Below are 20,166 nucleotides of genomic sequence, written 5' to 3' on the forward strand. Positions count from 1 at the left end.
CCTTAGGAGTAGTCATGGGAACGACTGTCATCGGTCTTGTAGTAATTGCCGTTGTCATCCTCTATCTGGTGTTTATCTACAACCAGCTTGTTTCTTTGCGCAACCAGTTCAAGAATGGCTTCGCCCAGATTGATGTCCAGCTTCAGCGCCGCCACGATCTGATCCCCAACCTGGTGGAGTCCGCCAAAGCCTATCTGGACCATGAAAAGTCCACCCTCACCCAGGTGATGGAAGCACGTAATAACGCGGTCAGTGCTCAGAAGGATGCCGCCCGTGACCCAGGCGACAGCACCAAGATCCAACGCCTTGGCAGCGCCGAGAACCTGCTGACCAAAGCCCTCGCCAATTTCTACGCCGTGGCCGAGAACTACCCTGAGCTGAAAGCCAACGAGACCATCCAGCAACTGATGGAAGAACTCTCCAGCACCGAGAACCGTGTCGCGTTCGCGCGCCAGGCGTATAACGATGGCGTGATGAACTACAACATCTTCCGCGAGAAGTTCCCTAACAATATCGTGGCCGGCCTGTTTGCGTTCAAGGAAACCGCCCAGCTGCAGCTCGAATCTCCAGAGGCCCGCCAGGCTCCGAAAGTCAGTTTCTGAGGCCTGATTCATGGCGAGCCCCGGTTTCTTCCAGCGCCAGGCCAGTGCCCGGCGCAACACTGGCTTGTTGGTTGTGCTGTTTCTCACCGCAGTCACCCTGATTACTCTGGCGGTCTGTCTGGTGGGTTACATGGTGACCCGCAGCCAGACCTCGGCCCTGCCATTTCATTACTGGCTGCTGTCCAGCCATGGCCTGACAACCGCCGGTGCAGTGGTCGCGCTGATTGGCATCGGCTCTCTGGTACGCTGGGTGGACCTCGCCGGAGGCGGCACGCGCGTGGCGCGAATGGTTGGTGCCAGGGCTATTGATCCGGACACCCGCGACCCGGAAGAACGCAAACTGCGCAATATCGTCGAGGAAATGTCAATTGCCAGTGGTGTTCCGGTACCGGAGCTCTACGTGATGGACCATGAAACCGGCATCAACGCCTTTGTGGCCGGTTACACCCCAGGTGAAGCGGTGATGGTGGTTACCCACGGAGCCCTGACCCAATTGAACCGGGACGAACTCCAGGGCGTAGTAGGCCACGAATTCAGCCACATCCTCAACGGCGATATGCGCATCAATGTCAGGTTGATCGCCCTGCTGGCCGGTATACTGATGATCGGCCAGATTGGCCAGTTTCTCCTGAGGGCTGGCTTCTACAGCAGCGGTCGTAGCCGAAACCGGGACGGCCGGGCACAGGCTGCCATGGGGCTGATCGGGCTGGCCTTGATGGTGATCGGTTATGTCGGCGTGTTCTTTGGCCGGCTCATTCAGTCGGCCGTCTCACGTCAGCGGGAGATGCTGGCCGACGCGTCATCCGTTCAGTTCACTCGTAACCCCGAAGGCATTGGCGCCGCCCTGTTCAAAATCGGGATGAAAGGCGGGTATCTGGACACTACCAGCCATGCCAGCGACATGAACCACGTGTGTTTCGGCGAGGCAGCAAGGATGAAATTCACCTCCCTGCTGGCATCCCACCCTCCCATTGACGAACGAATCAACGCCATCCAGCCAGGGCTGATGGCCCGCCTGCGCAGCAGGCTACGGGATACCGAACCTGGCTCACGCTTGCAGGGACAAGGCCGCAGTCCGGATAAGGCAGCCATTGGCGACCTGGTGAGCCAGGTAGTCGAACCCGCTCAAGGCACCCGAAAGTACAGCCTATCGCCTCTGGCGAGCTCCCTGACCAACGAGTCTCCGACGGCAGCCCCTGCGCTGTCCAGCCGCGTTGGCACGGTTTCCGCGGACAGCGAGCGCTTCGCCAGCAGTCTCCTGAAGAAACTGCCATCGACCTTTCGCAACCTGTTATATACCCGGGCTGGGGCCGTTCAGCTTTGCTATGGCCTGGTGATTTACGAACTGACGGACGCCGAGCGAACCGAGAGGCTTGCTCTCATCCCAGAGCACTCCGTGCTGGGCGCCCAACCCGAGTTGCTTGGCAAACTACTGCCATCCCTAAAAGAACTTGGCGAACGCGCACGTTTTCCAATGCTTGAACTGGCCATGCCGGCGTTGCGAAAGCTCGATCCGGAGGAGCGGGACACCCTTCTCGCGAACATTCAGACGCTGGTTCAGGCGGACAACCGGGTGACCCTGTTCGAGCTCGCACTCACCACCTTCCTGTGGCGGCATCTAGGCCGTGGCTCCGGGCAGGTGGTGCCCGTGAAATACCGAAGCTTCCGGCAAGTCAAACCCGCCATTGAACAGGTACTGAGCCTGTTCGCCCGGGCCGGCACCGAAGCACCGGAAAAGGCTCAAGCGCTCTATCAGGAAGCTATTTCCGGGTTTGGCAACGGAAACGACGAAACCATGCACAGCAAGATCACCATGCAGAACCTGAGAGCTGCTCTGAATGTTCTCAGCAAGCTCTCACCACTGCTGAAGCCTGCCATTATTGATGCCTGCGGACATTGCATCAGTCACGACGGAAAGGTGGAAGTTAAGGAATACGAATTAATGAGGCTGGTGGCGGATCAGCTGGACTGCCCGATGCCGCCACTCTGAGAGCACTCGAAGCACCGCCCCGGTTCTGCTCGCCAGGGCGATGATCAGACAGCGCAGTTATCCACGCTGTCTCGTCAGCACAACTCCCTACTGCCGGCGCCCTTCAAACAGCATATCGACCGACGGATCGGATTCTTCCTGGGGCAAGCCAAGCTTTTCCCGCACTTCCAGGTTCACATCCCAGAGGCGGTTGAACTTTTCAGTGGTCGCCGCCACAGCATCTGCTTTACCCAGCATAATCGTGGGACGCAGGAAAACCAGCAGGTTGCGCTTAACGCGGGTCTCGGATTCAGAAGAGAACAAGCGACCAAGCACCGGGATATCGCCCAGCAGCGGCACCTTGCTCTTGCTGACCTGGTAATCGTCCTTGATCAGACCGCCCAGTACCACGGTCTCACCGTCATCCGCCAGCACGGTGGTTTTGATCTCACGTTTGTTGGTGATCAGATCGGATGCACCATCAACGCTGGTTGTGGAAATGTCCTCGGTCGTTTGCTCAACCACCAGACGCACCAGGCCATCTGCACTGATCGTAGGCGTGACTTTCAGCGACAACCCCACATCGCGCCGCTCGATGGTGGTAAACGGGTTGGTGGTCCCGTCTCCGGTCACGGTAGACTGGCCAGTACGGAACGGTACGTTCTGGCCAACGATGATTTCAGATTCCTGATTGTCGAGTGTAATAATGCTGGGCGTAGACAACAGGTTCGCCGCAGAAGAAGAGGACAGTGCCTGAATCAGTAAGCCCCAGGTGACACCATCCTCATCACGCTGCCCGGCACCGACGGTCAACCCGCCGGCAAGCTGCGGAATAGTGTCACCCACCAGAGCTCCGATCACGGAGTTCAGGCCAACCATACCCTGGCCACTGGTCAGGTTTGTACCCAGCACCGGAAACGAACCCGCAGACTCATCGCCAGCCGCCAGTTGCACCCCGAGCTGATCGCCCAGCTCATCACTGATTTCCACAATAGCCGCTTCAATCATCACCTGGGCACGGCGCACATCCAACTGTGCCACAATCTGCTCGGCTTCCTGCATCAGGGAGGGATCCCCCCGGACGACGAGAGCATTCAGCCCTTCATCAGCAAAGACTGAAAAGCTACTGCCCGGATTCCCGGTAGAGCCACCCGAGCTGCCGCCCGCACTGCCCTCTTTCACCACCTCACCCATCACACCTTTGAGTATTTCGGTCAGGGTCTTGGCGTCAGCATGACGAAGACGAATTACTTTGGTGGTCCCGCCACTGGCAGACGGTTGGTCCAGCTGGCGAATCAAACCGCGCATCTTGTCCCGAAAGGTCTCGTCGCCCCGCAGAATCAACCGATTGCTGCGCTCGTCGGCCGTCACGCTGTATTTGCGTGCGGCATTCTCACCGCCCGCGCGGCCAAGCTCTTCTGGTGCCAGCTCCTGCAGCAGGGTCACCATGTCACCGACCCAGGCTTCCTGCAGCTGAATGACTTCCACTTCGTACTTTGAGGGGCTGTCCAGCTCCCGAACGATCTGCTCAATGCGTGCGATGTTAGAGGCGTGATCACTGACAATCAGGGCGTTAGCCGCCGCCACGCCGGCCAGATGACCGTATTTGGCAACCAGGGGCCGCAGAATTGGAACCAGTTCCAGGGCGTTGGCATTATCAATCTGGATAACACGGGTGATCAGTTGCTCGGAAGGCGTTTGCGGGAATCGGTCCAGATTCTCAGCGGACTGTTTGGCATCGACCTGCTGGACAATCTTGACCACTTCTTCCCCGGGAATCGCAGTAAAACCGTGCACATTAAGCACTGCCAGGAAAAGATCGTAGATTTCGTCCTTGTTCATGGGGGCACTGGACAACACCGTAACCTTCCCTTTAACCCGGGGATCCACCACAAAGCTGTAGCCGGTTATGTCAGCCACCTGAGTGACGAAGGCCCGAATGTCCGCATCCTTGAGGTTCAGCCGCCAGGTTTCTTCCTGCGCCTGCGCCAGCGAGGCCAGCGGCAGTAGAAGCGCAAACATAATTGCCTGGAGGAGGTTGATCTTGTGGTTATACATCTGGCGATATCGTCCTGTTATTTTGAGTACCCTGTCAGCGCCATTGTTCGGGTATGGCGTAACTGACCGTCAGCAGGGTTCCGTCACGTTCAATTTCTATATCCAGCTGCGGCTGGCTGCGCCAACTGTCCAGCAACTGCTTGTCCTGCTCGATGTCGCCCAGAGGCTGACCGTTCACCGAGGTAATGATATCTCCCGGGCGCAGATTCACGGCGTTCAGCATCGCGTTCGAGCCATCATACACATACCCGCCGCGATCCTCTGCAGGCTGCAGACCGTAGGTTGCCAGTGCGGCTACGCCTTCACTGTCCAGCCGTGCTCTGGCGTCTTCCAGGTAGGCATCCGGCGATTCTGCCGCCTGCACAGGTTCTTCCGCAACCAGAGCTCCGGTGTCCATCTGTTCCTCAAACGCCAGGGATTCGTACCTTCCTCCCCGGCGTAGCAGAATTCTTCCAGCTTCGACTTCCGCCAGCTCAGCATTGCCCGGCAACTGGTCGCCAACCCGATAGTATTCGGTTTCGCCGTTACTTCCGGCAACTATAGCACCGGAGTCCTCAGGACGCTGCCCGACTAAAACACCCTCCAGCCTCAGGCGCAACCCGGTTTCCGGTGCCGAACGACGCACCACATCGGCCACACCTGCCTGATTTTCCGGTCGCCCGAAGAATTCATAACCGGCGATCGGAGCCTCTGACACTCGGCTACGGACCTCAGCGCCGGCAGCCGTCTGCCCGAAGATTTCCGGTACAGGCCGGTCGTTCCAGGCAATCAACCAGGTTAGTTTCGCCAGCTCTACCGCAAGGTAAAGCACCAGCGCAAGCAACAGCAGATTCGCCAATGTACGCGAGAACCGCTCCTGACGCCCCACCGACAGCTTCATCATATTACAGGCCTCCGGGCAGCAATGGCTGCCGGACCCGGAACACTACGTCACCCGGCCTTGCAGAATCTGGCCAGGGCTGTTGCGCCAGATCGACCATGCGCTTGTACACCCGCAGTTCCATCATGCCATCCCAGAGTATGCTGGCATCAGCCGCCGGCCCGCTTGCACCCTGCTCTGCCACTACCAGTGAAACGCCTCCGTCCACGGTGTCCAGATCTGCCTGCATGGGAGGAAACACGGCCTGGCCCACCTGATTGCCCATCGGCCAGGTAACCCTGCCACCATCCCAGCGCCCGAGCCCGTCTGCTGACTTCAGGCGACCGTCTGCCCAGGACATCTCGAAGCGATCCACAGACACGGTTCCCTCAATCATGGCGCCACCGCTCTGGCGTATCAGTTGCTCGAACTCGGCAACCGCTATCAGCCCATTGGCGCTGACCTCAAAATTACCCTGCCAACCGGCACGGGCAACCCCTTCCACGCGGGATTGTGATGAAGACACGGAAAATTGCAGCGGTAATGTCACCCCGGACAGCGATGGCCAGCCAAATTGCCATTCCAAGCGTGCCGGGAAACCAGCCACAACAACCCCTGCGGCCCCATCCCAGAGACGCCCGGATACCTGCTGCACCCGAACCTGCTCTGGCAGCTGCACCTGGGCCGAGGCCTGCTGCCAGAGCCAGCCAGCCGGAACCAGAACAATCAGCGTGATCCCGTAAACCAGCAGACCGAGCAACAGCAGCAGAACCACTTTGCCAGGGCCGAGAAAGGATTTTGATCGGGATTCAGTCATTGCAATTGGCACATTTAAAAACCGGTAGCCGAGTCTAACAAAGCCATTGGGCAAGTTCATGACAAAAAAACGAAAAACCCCGCGCCAGTGTGAACCAGCGCGGGGTTTTTCAGGGGTAGATCGGGCCAGGCCTCAGAAACTGAGACCTGTTCGGGATCTGGTCGGCATTACATCATGCCGCCCATGCCTCCCATTCCGCCCATGCCACCCATATCCGGCATGCCACCGCCGGCTTTCTCGTCTTCCGGCTCGTCTGCAACCATCGCCTCGGTGGTGATGATCAGAGACGCTACGGAAGCCGCTGCCTGCAGGGAAGAACGGGTTACCTTGGCAGGATCCAGGATACCCATTTCCAGCATGTCGCCGTACTGCTCGGTTGCCGCGTTGAAACCGAAGGAGCCTTCGCCTTCTTTGACCTTGGCAACCACCACAGAAGACTCACCGCCTGCGTTGAATACGATCTGACGCAGCGGAGCTTCCATGGCGCGACGCAGAATGTTCACACCGGCTTTCTGCTCGTCGTTGATGGCGTCTACCTTGTCCAGAGCCGCAATAGCGCGGATGAGGGTAACACCACCACCAGCTACGATGCCTTCTTCAACGGCAGCGCGGGTGGAGTGCAGAGCGTCTTCAACGCGGGCCTTCTTCTCTTTCATTTCAACTTCAGAGCCGGCGCCCACTTTGATGACGGCGACACCGCCAGCCAGCTTGGCGACGCGCTCTTGCAGCTTCTCTTTGTCGTAATCAGAGCTGCTGTCTTCGATCTGCTTGCGAATCTGCTCAACGCGAGCGCTGATATCAGCCTCGGCACCAGCACCACCGATGATCGTGGTGTTTTCCTTGGTCACGTTGACACGCTTGGCAGTACCCAAGTCATCCAGAGTGGTGTTTTCCAGGGTCAGGCCGACTTCTTCGGAAATCACAGTACCGCCAGTCAGAATGGCGATGTCCTGCAGCATTTCCTTGCGACGGTCACCAAAGCCAGGCGCCTTCACAGCGTTGACCTTCACAATGCCGCGCATGTTGTTGACCACCAGAGTAGCCAGGGCTTCGCCTTCGATGTCTTCAGCGATGATCTGAAGCGGCTTGCCAGCCTTGGCAACGGCTTCCAGCACCGGCAGCAGTTCGCGGATGTTGGAGATCTTCTTGTCGACCAGCAGGATGTACGGGTCTTCCAGCTCGGCAGACATGTTGTCCTGGTTGTTGATGAAGTACGGGCTCAGGAAACCGCGGTCAAACTGCATACCTTCAACCACGTCCAGCTCGTCTTCCAGGCCACGGCCTTCCTCAACGGTAATGACGCCTTCTTTACCCACTTTTTCCATCGCGTCTGCGATGATCTTGCCGATGGTTTCGTCACCGTTGGCGGAGATAGTACCGACCTGGGCGATCATGCGGCTGTCGTCGCAGGGCTTGGCCATTTCACGGATGGCTTTAACAGCTTCGGCGGTACCTTTGTCGATACCACGCTTCAGGTCCATCGGGTTCATGCCGGCAGTCACGGCCTTGATACCCTCATTTACGATGGACTGGGCCAGTACGGTCGCAGTCGTGGTACCGTCACCAGCAGTTTCGTTGGCCTGGGAAGCGACTTCCTTCACCATCTGCGCGCCCATGTTCTCGAACTTGTCTTTCAGCTCGATTTCCTTGGCCACAGATACGCCGTCCTTGGTCACAGTCGGAGCGCCGAAAGACTTCTCCAGAACCACGTTACGACCTTTGGGGCCCAGTGTTACCTTGACCGCGTCCGCCAGGATGTTAACACCTGCTACCATGCGCTTACGGGCGCTATCACCGAATTTAACGTCTTTTGCTGCCATGTCTTCTATTCCTGTTCGTTAAACCGAAAATTGAACCAATCGGATTAATGAGCGTTCGTGCCTATCGCTGTTGCGATCACTCAAGCACGCCGTAAATATCGTTCTCACTCATGATGAGCAGCTCTTCACCGTCAACCTTTACGGTGTTACCGGCGTACTGGCCGAAGACCACGGTGTCACCCACCTTGACCGCCAGTGCACGGGTTTCGCCGTTATCAAGAATGCGACCATTACCCACAGCGATCACTTCGCCCTGGGAAGGCTTTTCTTTGGCATTACCCGGCAGCACGATGCCACCCGCAGTTTTCTCTTCTTCTTCCTTACGGCGTACGACAACACGATCGTGTAGCGGACGAATTTTCATTGCTCTGTTTCTCCAATAGTCAGATTAATGTGGCAATGACAATTGCATGTTAAAAATGTCTGGCCGGAGATCCGGACCCGACAAATTGCCTCGGCATCCAAGCCACTGATAGACAGTGATTTTCAGCCTGAGACGAATCTGTGCTGTGTTAATGGGGTTGAGCGAAAGGTTTTCAACACCCGCAACGAAAAAAATTTCACTTTTTTTCCTGCTCATCCTGATCCGGCTGACCGTGCTGGATCTGGCCCCGATCATTCCGTGTCTGATCCTGATATTCGCCTTCAATGATGTCGCCATTGGCATCACGGTCGAACGGTCGCTGCGGACCAAAAGGGCCATGCCCAAAGGGTCCTGCACCGCCGCCCGCCCTGAAAAAGAAACTCCGGCTTTGATTCTGCCCCGCCACCGTCATCCGCTTCAGCGCCTGCGATGCCAGCCAATGGCGAGAGCCCGGCAACAGACACAAAAAGCCGAAGGTGTCGGTGATAAACCCCGGCGTGAGCAACATAGCGCCGCCGACCGCCAGAATCAGCCCCTCCGCCACTTCCTTGGCCGGTAACTCGCCGCTGTTGAGGCGCTCATTCGCCCGCAACAAGGTCGCCAAGCCCTGCTGGCGCAGCAACCAGGCCCCGATTACAGCGGTCAGAAACACCAGCCCGACCGTGTTCAACACGCCGATAACGCTACCGACCTGAATCAGTACCGCCAGCTCGGCAATGGGCATAACGATGAAAAGAAAAAAGAAAACGGGCAAAATGCCTCCCCATAAAAACGATGCAGACACACAGAGAACGTAAAACACCTCTGAATTTAATTAGGGCAAACCATGAAACTTCAAGATTCTGTTATCGCAATCACCGGCGGCGGCCAGGGCCTCGGCCGCGCCATGGCCGAATATCTGGCAGCCAAAGGCGCCAGGCTCGCGCTCATCGACCTGATGGAAGATAAACTGGCCGAGGCAGCCGAAGCCTGCAAACAGGCCGGCGGCGACGCCAAAACCTATGTCTGTAACGTCGCCAAAGAAGAAGACGTTGAGGCAACCTTTCAGGCAATCATCAATGACTTCGGCCACCTCAACGGCCTGGTGAACAACGCCGGCATCCTGCGCGACGGCCTGATGGTGAAATTCAAGGACGGCAAGCTCGAGAAGCGCATGGAACTGGCCCAGTGGCAGTCCGTGATCGACGTTAACCTCACCGGCGTTTTCCTGTGCGGCCGGGAAGCGGCCACCCGCATGATCGAAAACGGCGACCAGGGCGCGATCATCAACATCGCCTCCATCTCCCGCGCCGGAAACATGGGCCAGAGCAACTACTCCGCCGCCAAAGCCGGCGTATCTGCCCTGGTGCCAGTGTGGGCCAAAGAACTCGCCCGCTACGGCATCCGCTGCATGGGCATCGCCCCAGGGTTTATCGAAACGGAAATGACGGCCTCCATGAAGCCCGAAGCCCTGGAGAAAATGACCGCCGGCATCCCCCTGAAACGCATGGGCAAGCCAGAGGAAATCGCCTCAGCGGTAGCGTTTATCTTCGAGAACGACTACGTTTCTGGCCGCATGATCGAGGTGGACGGCGCCCTGCGCCTGTAACCCGGCCAATACCGGAGCTCTGAATGAACGAGTCCGAAAAGGAACCGACAAAGGAGCAGAAAATCTGGCAGGTAGTGGCCGCGATTCCGAAAGGGAAAGTGGCCAGCTACGGTCAGGTAGCCGCCATGGCCGGCCTCGGACGCCAGGCGCGTTTCGTTGGCCGGGCCCTGGGCAAACTGCCCGCCGGCCACTGCATTCCCTGGTATCGGGTTATCCGGAGCAACGGCCAGATCGCCTTTCCTGAAGGCACAGAAACCTGCCAGCTTCAAACCGAGAAACTGAGACTGGAAGGGGTGGAAGTGTATAAAGGAAGGGTAAAGATGAAGGACTTTCAGTGGCAGCCTTGAGCCGAACGCCCAAGGCTGCTACCGGGACTAACAAAGACTCAGATCAAACCGCCTTGGCAGCAATGATCTTGTCGTGCCACTCCACCGGGCCGGTCTGGTGCACGGAACTCCCACGGGAATCCACCGCTACGGTTACCGGCATATCCTGCACTTCAAACTCGTAAATGGCTTCCATACCCAGCTCTTCAAAGGCCACCACCTTGGCGCCCTTGATGGCCTTGGAGACCAGGTAGGCCGCACCGCCCACCGCCATCAGATACACCGCGCCGTGCTTCTTGATGGCGTCGATGGCAACCTGACCACGCTCGGCTTTACCGATCATGCCGGTCAGTCCGGTTTTCTCCAGCATGGTGTCGGTGAACTTGTCCATACGGGTCGCGGTGGTGGGGCCCGCGGGGCCAACCACTTCTTCACGCACCGGATCCACCGGGCCCACGTAATAGATGAAGCGACCTTTCAGATCTACCGGCAGCTCTTCGCCGCGCTCGATCATATCCACCATCTTCTTGTGGGCCGCATCACGGCCGGTCAGCATCTTGCCAGACAGCAGAACGGTTTCACCCGGCTGCCAGTCTTTCACGTCTTCCGGAGTTACAGTATCCAGATTCACACGGCGAACGTTCTCGCCCACTTCCCAGGTAATTTCCGGCCAGTCGTCCAGGCTCGGTGGTGTCTGCAGGGACGGGCCAGTACCATCCAGCACAAAGTGCGCGTGGCGGGTAGCGGCACAGTTCGGAATAATCGCCACCGGCTTGTTGGCCGCGTGGGTGGGGTAATCCTTTACTTTCACATCCAGAACGGTGGTCAGGCCACCCAGCCCCTGGGCGCCAATGCCCAGCTCGTTAACCTTTTCGAACAGCTCCAGACGCAGTTCTTCAGCACGATTGGAGGCACCGCGGGCCTGCAGATCGTGAATATCGATCGGGTCCAACAGAGCTTCTTTCGCCAGCTCCATCGCCTTCTCGGCGGTACCACCAATACCAATACCCAGCATGCCAGGCGGACACCAGCCGGCACCCATCTGCGGCACCATCTTCAACACCCAGTCCACGACCGAGTCGGACGGGTTCAGCATGGCAAACTTGGATTTGGCTTCCGAGCCACCGCCCTTGGCCGCCACGTGTACTTCCACGGTGTTACCCGGTACCATCTTGTAGTGAATGATGGCCGGGGTGTTGTCTTTGGTGTTCTGGCGCTTGCCGTCCGGATCTGCCAGTACAGAGGCCCGGAGCACGTTGTCCGGATGGGTGTAGGCACGGCGCACACCTTCGTTAATCACGTCGTCCAGCGCCATATCGCACTCAAACTTCACATCCATACCGATGTTCACGAACACGGTGACGATGCCAGTGTCCTGACAGATCGGGCGATGGCCCTGGGCACACATGCGGGAGTTAATCAGGATCTGGGCCATGGCATCCTTGGCCGCCTGGGACTCTTCCTTCTGGTAGGCCTCATACACGGCCTGAATGAAATCCTTCGGGTGATAATAGGAAATGAACTGCAGCGCATCGGCTACGCTTTCGATCAGGTCGTCCTGGCGGATCACGGTGGTCATAGTCGCCTCATCAGCTTTCTGATTATCGGAAGTGTGCGGAGCCACCAAGGCAGCCCCTGCTTATATATGGAAGCGAGAGTTTACCAGAAATTCGCCACAGCGGTTGATGCGACAGAAGGCGCAAATGCTATGCCCGCTAACGAAATTAGCTATGGCCGCAAAACCAATTCGCAACAATTTGTTAAAACAGGCATTACCCGGCCACTGGAACTCGACAAACCGCGGAGCGGCCACTATTTTTGATTGAGGGCCACTCCAATGGTGCGAGGAGGGTTTCCAGACGCAGAATCACACTTTTGGCTGATCAACACTTGCTACTCTGTCGCTATAGTCGAAGCTACAGAAATTGGCTTTTAAGTGCTGGCTACAATTTCAGACAACCAACAAATCAGAAAAGGCAATGCGCGGAATCCTGGGGCCGACCGGTTCCGTCTACGCCGGATATAACGACACAACAACAGGAAAAGGTTCCACCCATGTTCAAGAAAACTCTAATAAGTCTTGCCGTGGCTTCTTCCCTTGGGTTGACGGGCTGTTTTGACAGTGGGTCCTCCGGGAAAAATGCGAATCCGGATTATCAAATTACCCAAGATAGGAATAGAGCGGAGTTCCTTGCCCAATTTGAGGGTAAGACTTGGCCAGTGTTTGACCCTTTCCCGGCAGTGTCTGACTTGCCGATCCCTAATGATCTAATTTTCAACTCAGCTGCAGGCGACGGTTCCTTTTTGGTTCCAGACCGACAACCTCCCGTAACTACAGCCCTAAACGGACTGAGCGGCGCATCAACCGTTGCCCCGATTGATATCAAGTTCTCGGGTGAAATTCAAAATGTAAGGGGGCCGTCCACAAACCCTGCGGAACTCATACAGCAGAACGTTTTCTTAATTGAATTGGATTATGCCAGCGGGGATCCGCTGCGAGGACTAAGTGCCTCCGAGTTGCCATCAGACGGTGCCCCATTCAACAACTTCATTGCTGAAGCTAAGAATTTTAATGGCGAGACAATTCTACGTATTACACCTGTTGAACCACTCAAGCCAAACAAGCGTTACGTTGTAATCCTAACAAACGAAATCCAAGATAGTTCTGGCGAACCTGTAGTTTCATCACCTGCTTATACTGAGCTAAAAGACGAAACTATGGTTATTGGGCCTAGCGTAGATCGAGTCCGCACACTCATCAATAGTTTCTGGGAAAAGGTAGCCGAAGATGCCATCTCTACTCCCATACCTGGAATCGGCGTCTCCCTGAACGAAGCTCGCAGTAACAATGGACTGCCCGAGCTTTCTCGGGACAACGTTGCTTTGTCCTACAGTTTCACGACCTCAAATGACAAAAAGGTTCTTCAGTACATTGCAAACCCAGCCCAATGGATTGAGGACCAACTCAGGCTGTCAGTTACCACTACAGCAGCTAAAAAATCACGCGGCGCACACTTTTTACTGTTGAACGAGGCAGGAGTGGAAAGTGCACCACTGATGCCCGTAGCGACATGGGATATGAATGACGACGAAAGCGTAACAAAAGACGATTTCCAGCCTTTCTACGACATGTATAAAGCCCAAATGCCGACAATATTGTCCACTTTTGGCAGCGACGAAATCGTTGCTGCGGTGAACGCGGCTCTGGCAAGCTTTGAACCAAGCAGCTTAGATGCGAACCTCGTATCCTGTGATGAAGAACCTTTTGTGGTTAACCCCAACCCAGTCTTAGCGGTTGACGACAAGTTCGAGTGCGCAGGTGTTCTGCTTAAGGGCGGACTTGCCCAGGAAGGCATTACTTTCCCCGAACCCAAAAAGTCCGACATTACAATCGATTTCGAAACGGCAGCACCAGCACCCGCAGTATCAGCTGTTCTTAGCAGTATTCCCGGCGCCACTAATGTCAAGGTTGCGCAAGGCACTATCAAACTTCCTTATTTCCTTGGGACTCCAACCGACAAGGACGGAACCCCGATCAAAACAGGGTATTGGAAAGCCGACACTCAACTTGCCAGCAAACTGAATACCCAATTTAAAGAAGCCGGATTGGTTATTCCCCAAGGCGCAGGCAAAAGTGACGTTCTCAACACAACCTTTCCCTTCCCGGAAAAACATGCCGACTTGAATGTGCCAATGTTGGTGATGTACCCGGCTACAGTTAACGACGGATCTGTGCTAGTTGATCCGACATCAGATGCTTTTAACCTGCCTGTCGTCATGTTCCAGCACGGCATCACCACCGATCGCAGTGCAGCGCTGGCATTTGGTAGCGTCCTGGCTGCTCAAGGTGTAGCAGTTATAGCAATTGACCAGCCACTACATGGTGTCGGCCCCGCCTCAACTTCAGACAAACAAGAGCTCGCGGAGACTCTAGTACGTGCTGCAGTGGTGGAAGCGATTGCGGCAACACCTGAAGGAGCAGGACTTACCGAAGAACAGCTTGAAGCTGCTGCGCAGCCAACTGTGGATCAACTTTCGCCGTTAGTGGTCGAAGGAGATATACCCACTATTATGGCCGCAATTGATCAGGCCGGGTACAGCGCAGCGGTTACTGAACAACAAGTGAGCGTTTTGGTTGGGACAGTAGCCAATGCAGGTAGCACGATCCCCGGATTGGCACCTGTATCAACTTCACAAGGCATAGCCGCTACAGGAGCTACAGAACGCCACTTCGGGTACGCGACGAACGATTTCAACGAAATCATCAAAATGAACTTTAGTTCAGACGCAGCGGCCGGAGATTCAGGAGATCTTTTCATAAATCTTGAAAACTTTCTGGTATCTCGCGACAACCTTCGTCAGGGCACAGTGGATCTGATGACCGTTCGTGCCTCAATCGCTGATATCGCTCCTGCATTTGATGAAAACAACGTTTACTTCGTCGGCCACTCACTCGGCACCATAAACGGGGGTGCGTTTGTTGCCTCTACAAATGCTGCTGCGGAAGGTAACGCAGGCAGAAAGGATCTTAAAATCAAAGCCGCGAACCTTCTCACGCCTGTGGGCGGCGTTGTACGGATGCTTGAGAACTCCCCTGCATTCGGCCCAACAATTGTTGCTGGTCTGACAGCGCAAACCGGGCTGACCCAGAAAGACTCTGGGCTGCAAACCTACTTCAACGTGCTTCAGCACGCCATCGACTCTGTGGACCCTGTAAACTTTACGGATGATCTGCGGAACGTTGTGTTTTCACAGATTAACAATGACAACACGACGATCAACGACGGTATGGATAACCTGGACGGTGTAACCCTCCCGGGAACACTGGGCGGCCAAGTGGTTCAGGTAGAGATGTTCTCCTCGATAGCACCTCTGTCAGGATCAGAGCCACTGGACATGCTTACCTCAGCAACGGATGTGCTGCCGTCGGCTACTATACCTATCCCACTGCCAGCCTTCGTTCGTTATAACGAACTGGCACAGCACTCTACTCCAGTACTTCCCAGGGCGCGTGTCGATAAGAACGGAGACGTTGTCCCGATGTCTGAAGAAATTGCACAAGCAACTTTTGGGCAAATGGCTGCGCAAACGCTTAGCTTGATAGAGACATCTGGATCAGCCGTTGTGGTTGATAAAGGGGATGCTTCGGCTACACCTCCACGCCCAGACACGTCAGTGTCAATTGACGCACCTTAAACCTAAGGATTATCTATAGAAACTAAATGCCCCGGTCCTGCCGGGGCATTTTTCGTTACGCCGATCTGCGCTCGCAACCTAGTGTGCTTTACCTAATCCCTCCCCCTACCATAACCGCACGTTTGTACCACTTTCCCAAAACCGCTTGTCCCCATGGACGTTAAACGATCAGGAGCGATCTCATGCGTGCAGTACCCTCCCCAAAAACCTTTGGCCTGTTGGCTTTTGTTGCAATACTGGCGGCATGTACCGCTGCCGTCACCCCGGAATGGGTGGCCACGTACAATCACGGCGCTACATCCAGCGATAACCGCATAACCTAGCTGAACGATATGGTTGTCGACAGCTACGGTGATGTGCTCGTTGCTGGCACAGCCAACCAAACCGGCCTGGCCGAACGCCAGGAAGAAGCCGTGTTCGTCAAGTTCTCCCCAACCAGTGATCGGCTGTGGGTAGGCACTGCCTCGCTGCAACGCACTGACGACAACGGTTCATCACGGTTTTTCGATGATACCCGAGCGCTGGCAGCCGACAATCAGGGCAACCTCTACAGCATTGCCATCACCCAACGCACAACCGATGACAGCACCAGCTTCAGCTCTCACCTGGTTAGCTTCGACCGTAACGGTGAACAGCGCTGGACCCGCAAGCTGAGCGATCAGGAAGACATGCGTGCGCTGGCCCTGAACGACGATCAGGTTGTCGTTGCCGGGCTTTCAACCCAGCGTTTCAGTCTTACCGGAAACAAGCTGTCCCACGTTGACCACCCTGAACACTCCGCCTGGCACATCGCATTCAACAGCGACGGCAGCTATGCCCTTACGGGTGGCTGGAAAATCAGCCTGTTCTCACCTGCAGGTGAACCCCTGTGGCAGGCAGATGCCGACCAGGAAGGCACGGCACTCGGAGAATCGCTCTTTACCATGGACGGCGACTTGATCACCACGCAATCCGTGGAGCCTCGCGGTGCCGGTCTGGTTACCCGCTGGAACCAGAGTGGCCAGAAAATCTGGCAGAAGACGCTGGCGGCTCCTGCCTCCAGTTATGGCTTGATGGGGCCTGTATTGGTAGAGGAAGACTATCGTGGTGACCTTTACTTTGTCACATCAAATGCCGATGGTCGGCGCATTGCCAAACTGGATGGCCTCGGAGGCTTCTACTGGAACAAAACCAGCCGCAGCGGCATCGTTCAGGATATGGCGTTGATCAATGGTGAAGTGTTTGTGGTCGGTGACGGCCGCAACGAGAAATACGACACCAACGGCCAGCTTGTGGCAGAAAGCAAGACTGGCCGCTCCGTGCAGATCACCCAGGGCCGAGTAGCAGTAGATGGCGACCTCATCTACGCGGGTTATGCCGCCACGATGGACGGCGGTATGGGGCTGCACATTTCGCAGTTCAAGAACCGATAAGCCCGGGTTAACGAAACAGAATGGGACGGCCCAGCTGATTCTGGCTGCGGCCATCCCCCCGATCCCCCTCAACAACCATCCCTCTGGCCTTCAATTGCGGATGCTCCGCCGCCTCTTCAATCGTCAACACCGGCTCCACACAGGCATCCACTTCGGCAAACACCTCCTGCCACTCAGCCAGTGAGCGCGCCGCGATCTTTTGTTTGATAGCGGCTTTCAGCTCCTGCTGATGTTCAGGCTTCTGGCTCAGGGCATAGCTTTTCAGTTCGCCCAACCCAAGGGTGTCGCACAGGCGCGAAGAGAATTGTGGTTCCAGGCTCCCGACAGACAACCAGCGGCCATCCCTGGTCTGGTAATAGTCATAGAATGTCCCACCATTGAGCATGCCGCTTTCGGGCTTCTGAGCCTGTCCGCCTGCCAGGGCAGCAGCACCCGCCATGGCATTCAGGGCAAAGGCGGCATCGGTCATGCTGATGTCGATAAAGGCGCCCTCTCCGGTTTCCTGGCGTTTGATGACAGCAGCGAGGATGCCCATCACGGCGTGATGGGAGCCTCCGGCCACGTCGGCAATCTGAATGCCCATGGGTGGTGGGCCGCTGTCGGCACGGCCGCAGTGGCTGGCAACACCGGAAATAGCCAGGTAGTTGATGTCATGGCCGGCTCTGTCTTTATAGGGGCCGGTCTGACCATAACCGGTAATGGCGCAGTAAATCAGTCCTGGATTGATGGCTTTGAGTACCTCATAGCCTATCCCGAGGCGATCCATGACGCCCGGGCGAAACTGCTCCACCACGATGTCGTAGTCCTGAACCAGCTGCTTGACCTTTTCAACACTCTCGGGCTGCTTCAGGTTCAGTTGCAAGGTTTGCTTGCCGCGACCGAGGTAGGAAAAAGTCGTGCTGAATTTACCATCAAAAGGTGGCATTACCTTGGCCAGATCCACGCGATCCGGAGCTTCAATTCTGAGCACTTCCGCGCCCATATCGGCGAGCATCATGGTGGCGTAGGGTCCGGGCAGCAAGGTACTGAAATCCAGAATTTTCAGGTTGGCGAGCGGGGCTGCCATAAAGTGTCTCCTTGTTTGTGATCGGCGGCAATGACTCTGGCTCATGCTGCCGGGTTTTGCAGGCCGGGCCAACTGCCGGTTCCTTCATTCCTATTGACCGTTTCTTCCATCTTCCGGCAAATCATAGGCTTGCATTGTCGTGCCGGGTACTTATGATGAAGTTCGTTCTCTCTTCTGGCTGCCTCTATGTCAACACTGACAGTCTCACGACATTTTGTTGAAGCTTCCCTGTCCGGCGCTGAACGCCTGGGCCTGGACGGCCGCGCACTGCTTCAGGAGGCCGGGATCTCGCCAGATCTGCTGCGTATTGAAATGGCAAGGGTAAGCAGTGACCAATTCAGCAAGCTGATGCAGGTGATCTGGCAGCGCACCGGCGATGAGTTTATGGGCATGGGGCCGCGCCGGGCCCGCTCCGGCACGTTCGCCACCATGTGTGCTCTGGTGGTCGGTTGCCAGACGCTGGAAGAGGTGTATCAACAGGCCTACCGGTTCTCGCGGCTGTTCGAGCCTATGGTGTCCATGGAGCTTGAAGTCCTGGATGACTGCGCGCGCCTGGTTACGCGAATTGAAGGAAGCATCCACGATCCGGACTATTTTCTGCGAGAGAGCATCCTGGTCATCTGGCACCGACTTGGCAGCTGGCTCATCGGCCAGCCAGTGGAACTGGAGAAAGCCGAGTTCGATTACCCGAGACCAGACCATGGCGACGAATACCGGCACATTTTTCATTGTCCGCTGGCGTTCGAATCCGACTGTACGGCATTGACCTTCAGCAAACGCTTCCTCTCTGCCCCGGTGATCCGGGACAAACCGGAAATGCGACAATTCCTGAAAACCTCCCCGGCAGATCTGCTGTCACGACCGGATGAGAGCAACACCTGGACCGGCCGCATTCGGGGCCTGATTGGCCGTGACTTCTCCAAGCCCATGCCGGATTTCGACTGGATAGCGCAAGAGTTGCACACCAGTCCGCAAACCCTCAGGCGCCGACTGAAGCAGGAAAACACGTCGTTTCAGGAGATCAAGGATCTATTGCGGCGGGATATGGCCATCTACTATCTGGCCCATCCGGAGATGCCCATTAACGATATTGCCGAACGGGTCGGCTTTACCGAACCGTCCACCTTCCATCGGGCCTTCAAGAAGTGGACAGGGGTCACCCCGGGCGCCTGGCGGGAAGGCGAACGGGGCGATCTGGTCTGAACGCCCAGCCTTACGAGCTTCCCTGCTGCAGGTTCCGGATCAACCTCCCCAGAGTTCGGGCAATGTCCCGGGCCTGATCGCGATTCTCGGCCAACTGGAAAAGCCGGGAGCCATCCCGCGGATCATAAACCCAGCAGGCTCCGACCACCGGTTCACAATCCCAACGTAACTGAGGGTTCACACCAAATACTGACAGCGACAGGGTTCTACGAACGGTGGTGCCGTCGGGATTGCGCTCGATGTCCTGAATACTGATATTGCCATCATCCAGAGCCACCTGGTACTGGCGGTCTGCAGGCCTGTCCAGACGCACCACCGTTTTATCACGCCGCCAGCCCGCGCTCTCGAGCAGGGTATTCAGGTGGATGACCAGAGCCTCCCTGTCTGAGTTAGCCAGATACAGCTGACGCAGGGTCTTCACGTCCTGCTCATTCGCTGGCTCAATCACGGCAACGGGTTCATTGGTATTGGCCTGCCCTTCAGCCAGAGCACGGACACTGGCACGGCTGGCCTTCTCTATGTCGGTAATCAGCTTCAGGCTTTGCTGGTAATGCGTGCCCTCTGCCCCGGCCCGGGTAATGTATTGCTCCAGTGCTGAACGTGCCTCATTCAGATGATTGGCCTGCAACATGGCCCGGCCGCGATAGTAGTAATACTCGGCGGGCTTCTCTCCCTCCATGGCCTGAAGGCGGTTCAGGTACTCCCCTGCCTCACTCCAGTTCTCTGCTGCAACGGCTTCTTCCGTCGCCAGCATCAAGCGGCGAATCTCGTGTTCCGGAGCCAATGCCTGGGCGAACCCCGCCTGCAGGGCAAGAACAGAAGACAACACCAGGCCCGCAAATACCCTGTGACCAGGCAAACGCCTTTTTTTCATGGATGACAACAT

At 56.6% G+C, this 20,166-nt stretch carries 17 protein-coding genes; 8 read left to right on the top strand and 9 right to left on the bottom strand.

All coding sequences use genetic code 11. The features are described 5' to 3' along the window. The first annotated feature begins 14 nt into the window (after nucleotides 1-14). Together ACSSVV_RS17025 and ACSSVV_RS17030 are read left to right on the top strand one after the other, a co-directional pair. Nucleotides 15-602, top strand: a complete 588-nt coding sequence (locus ACSSVV_RS17025) for a LemA family protein (RefSeq protein ID WP_226597131.1) — start codon at nucleotides 15-17, stop codon at nucleotides 600-602. Between the two features lie 10 nt (nucleotides 603-612). Continuing rightward, nucleotides 613-2,592, top strand: a complete 1,980-nt coding sequence (locus ACSSVV_RS17030; protein ID WP_454106624.1) for a M48 family metallopeptidase — start codon at nucleotides 613-615, stop codon at nucleotides 2,590-2,592. Between the two features lie 87 nt (nucleotides 2,593-2,679). On the opposite strand, the gene gspD is transcribed toward ACSSVV_RS17030, so the two are convergent. From gspD to ACSSVV_RS17060, 6 genes are all read right to left on the bottom strand, one after another. Further along, a complete protein-coding gene (gene gspD / locus ACSSVV_RS17035; protein ID WP_454106625.1) occupies nucleotides 2,680-4,629 on the bottom strand; it encodes a type II secretion system secretin GspD in 1,950 nt (649 codons plus the stop codon). Between the two features lie 34 nt (nucleotides 4,630-4,663). After that, entirely contained in the window at nucleotides 4,664-5,512 is an 849-nt protein-coding gene (locus tag ACSSVV_RS17040; protein WP_454106626.1) for a type II secretion system protein N, read from the bottom strand. Nucleotide 5,513: 1 nt separating this feature from the next. Then, a complete protein-coding gene (gspN, locus tag ACSSVV_RS17045) occupies nucleotides 5,514-6,305 on the bottom strand; it encodes a type II secretion system protein N (RefSeq protein WP_114433394.1) in 792 nt (263 codons plus the stop codon). 167 nt (nucleotides 6,306-6,472) lie between these two features. Beyond that, on the bottom strand, nucleotides 6,473-8,125 hold the full coding sequence (groL, locus tag ACSSVV_RS17050; protein WP_014421008.1) for a chaperonin GroEL: 1,653 nt from the start codon (nucleotides 8,123-8,125) through the stop codon (nucleotides 6,473-6,475). Between the two features lie 76 nt (nucleotides 8,126-8,201). Continuing rightward, entirely contained in the window at nucleotides 8,202-8,489 is a 288-nt protein-coding gene (gene groES, locus ACSSVV_RS17055; RefSeq protein ID WP_011785505.1) for a co-chaperone GroES, read from the bottom strand. A gap of 196 nt (nucleotides 8,490-8,685) precedes the next feature. Next, nucleotides 8,686-9,243, bottom strand: coding sequence for an FxsA family protein (locus ACSSVV_RS17060; RefSeq protein WP_022991653.1), 558 nt, complete (start codon nucleotides 9,241-9,243; stop codon nucleotides 8,686-8,688). Between the two features lie 72 nt (nucleotides 9,244-9,315). On the opposite strand from ACSSVV_RS17060, the gene ACSSVV_RS17065 reads away from it, so the two are divergent. Both ACSSVV_RS17065 and ACSSVV_RS17070 read left to right on the top strand, forming a co-directional pair. After that, nucleotides 9,316-10,077 carry an SDR family oxidoreductase gene (locus ACSSVV_RS17065; protein ID WP_454106627.1) on the top strand — a complete coding sequence of 254 codons (762 nt, stop codon included), beginning with the start codon at nucleotides 9,316-9,318 and terminating at the stop codon, nucleotides 10,075-10,077. Nucleotides 10,078-10,100: 23 nt separating this feature from the next. Then, the gene (locus ACSSVV_RS17070) at nucleotides 10,101-10,424 is read left to right on the top strand and encodes an MGMT family protein (protein WP_023010611.1); all 324 of its coding nucleotides are present in this window, start codon (nucleotides 10,101-10,103) and stop codon (nucleotides 10,422-10,424) included. 43 nt (nucleotides 10,425-10,467) lie between these two features. Here the strand turns inward: ACSSVV_RS17070 and ACSSVV_RS17075 are convergent, their stop codons facing one another. Beyond that, nucleotides 10,468-11,982 (bottom strand): fumarate hydratase, encoded by a 1,515-nt coding sequence (locus tag ACSSVV_RS17075; protein WP_222197309.1) that lies wholly within the window; start codon nucleotides 11,980-11,982, stop codon nucleotides 10,468-10,470. A 476-nt stretch (nucleotides 11,983-12,458) separates the two neighbouring features. Between ACSSVV_RS17075 and ACSSVV_RS17080 the strand changes: the two genes are divergently transcribed. From ACSSVV_RS17080 to ACSSVV_RS17090, 3 genes are all read left to right on the top strand, one after another. Continuing rightward, nucleotides 12,459-15,599 carry a hypothetical protein gene (locus tag ACSSVV_RS17080; protein WP_454106628.1) on the top strand — a complete coding sequence of 1,047 codons (3,141 nt, stop codon included), beginning with the start codon at nucleotides 12,459-12,461 and terminating at the stop codon, nucleotides 15,597-15,599. Nucleotides 15,600-15,781: 182 nt separating this feature from the next. Next, entirely contained in the window at nucleotides 15,782-15,922 is a 141-nt protein-coding gene (locus ACSSVV_RS17085; protein ID WP_454106629.1) for a hypothetical protein, read from the top strand. Nucleotides 15,923-15,931: 9 nt separating this feature from the next. Then, a complete protein-coding gene (locus tag ACSSVV_RS17090; protein WP_454106630.1) occupies nucleotides 15,932-17,011 on the top strand; it encodes an outer membrane protein assembly factor BamB family protein in 1,080 nt (359 codons plus the stop codon). Nucleotides 17,012-17,018: 7 nt separating this feature from the next. On the opposite strand, the gene ACSSVV_RS17095 is transcribed toward ACSSVV_RS17090, so the two are convergent. Continuing rightward, nucleotides 17,019-18,077, bottom strand: coding sequence for a CaiB/BaiF CoA transferase family protein (locus tag ACSSVV_RS17095; RefSeq protein ID WP_454106631.1), 1,059 nt, complete (start codon nucleotides 18,075-18,077; stop codon nucleotides 17,019-17,021). 186 nt (nucleotides 18,078-18,263) lie between these two features. Between ACSSVV_RS17095 and ACSSVV_RS17100 the strand changes: the two genes are divergently transcribed. After that, complete coding sequence (locus ACSSVV_RS17100) at nucleotides 18,264-19,280, top strand: AraC family transcriptional regulator (protein WP_454106632.1); 1,017 nt, start codon at nucleotides 18,264-18,266, stop codon at nucleotides 19,278-19,280. A 10-nt stretch (nucleotides 19,281-19,290) separates the two neighbouring features. Here ACSSVV_RS17100 and ACSSVV_RS17105 read toward each other — a convergent pair whose 3' ends face one another. Beyond that, entirely contained in the window at nucleotides 19,291-20,166 is an 876-nt protein-coding gene (locus ACSSVV_RS17105) for a hypothetical protein (protein ID WP_454106633.1), read from the bottom strand.

Source organism: Marinobacter sp. MBR-105, assembly GCF_053628895.1.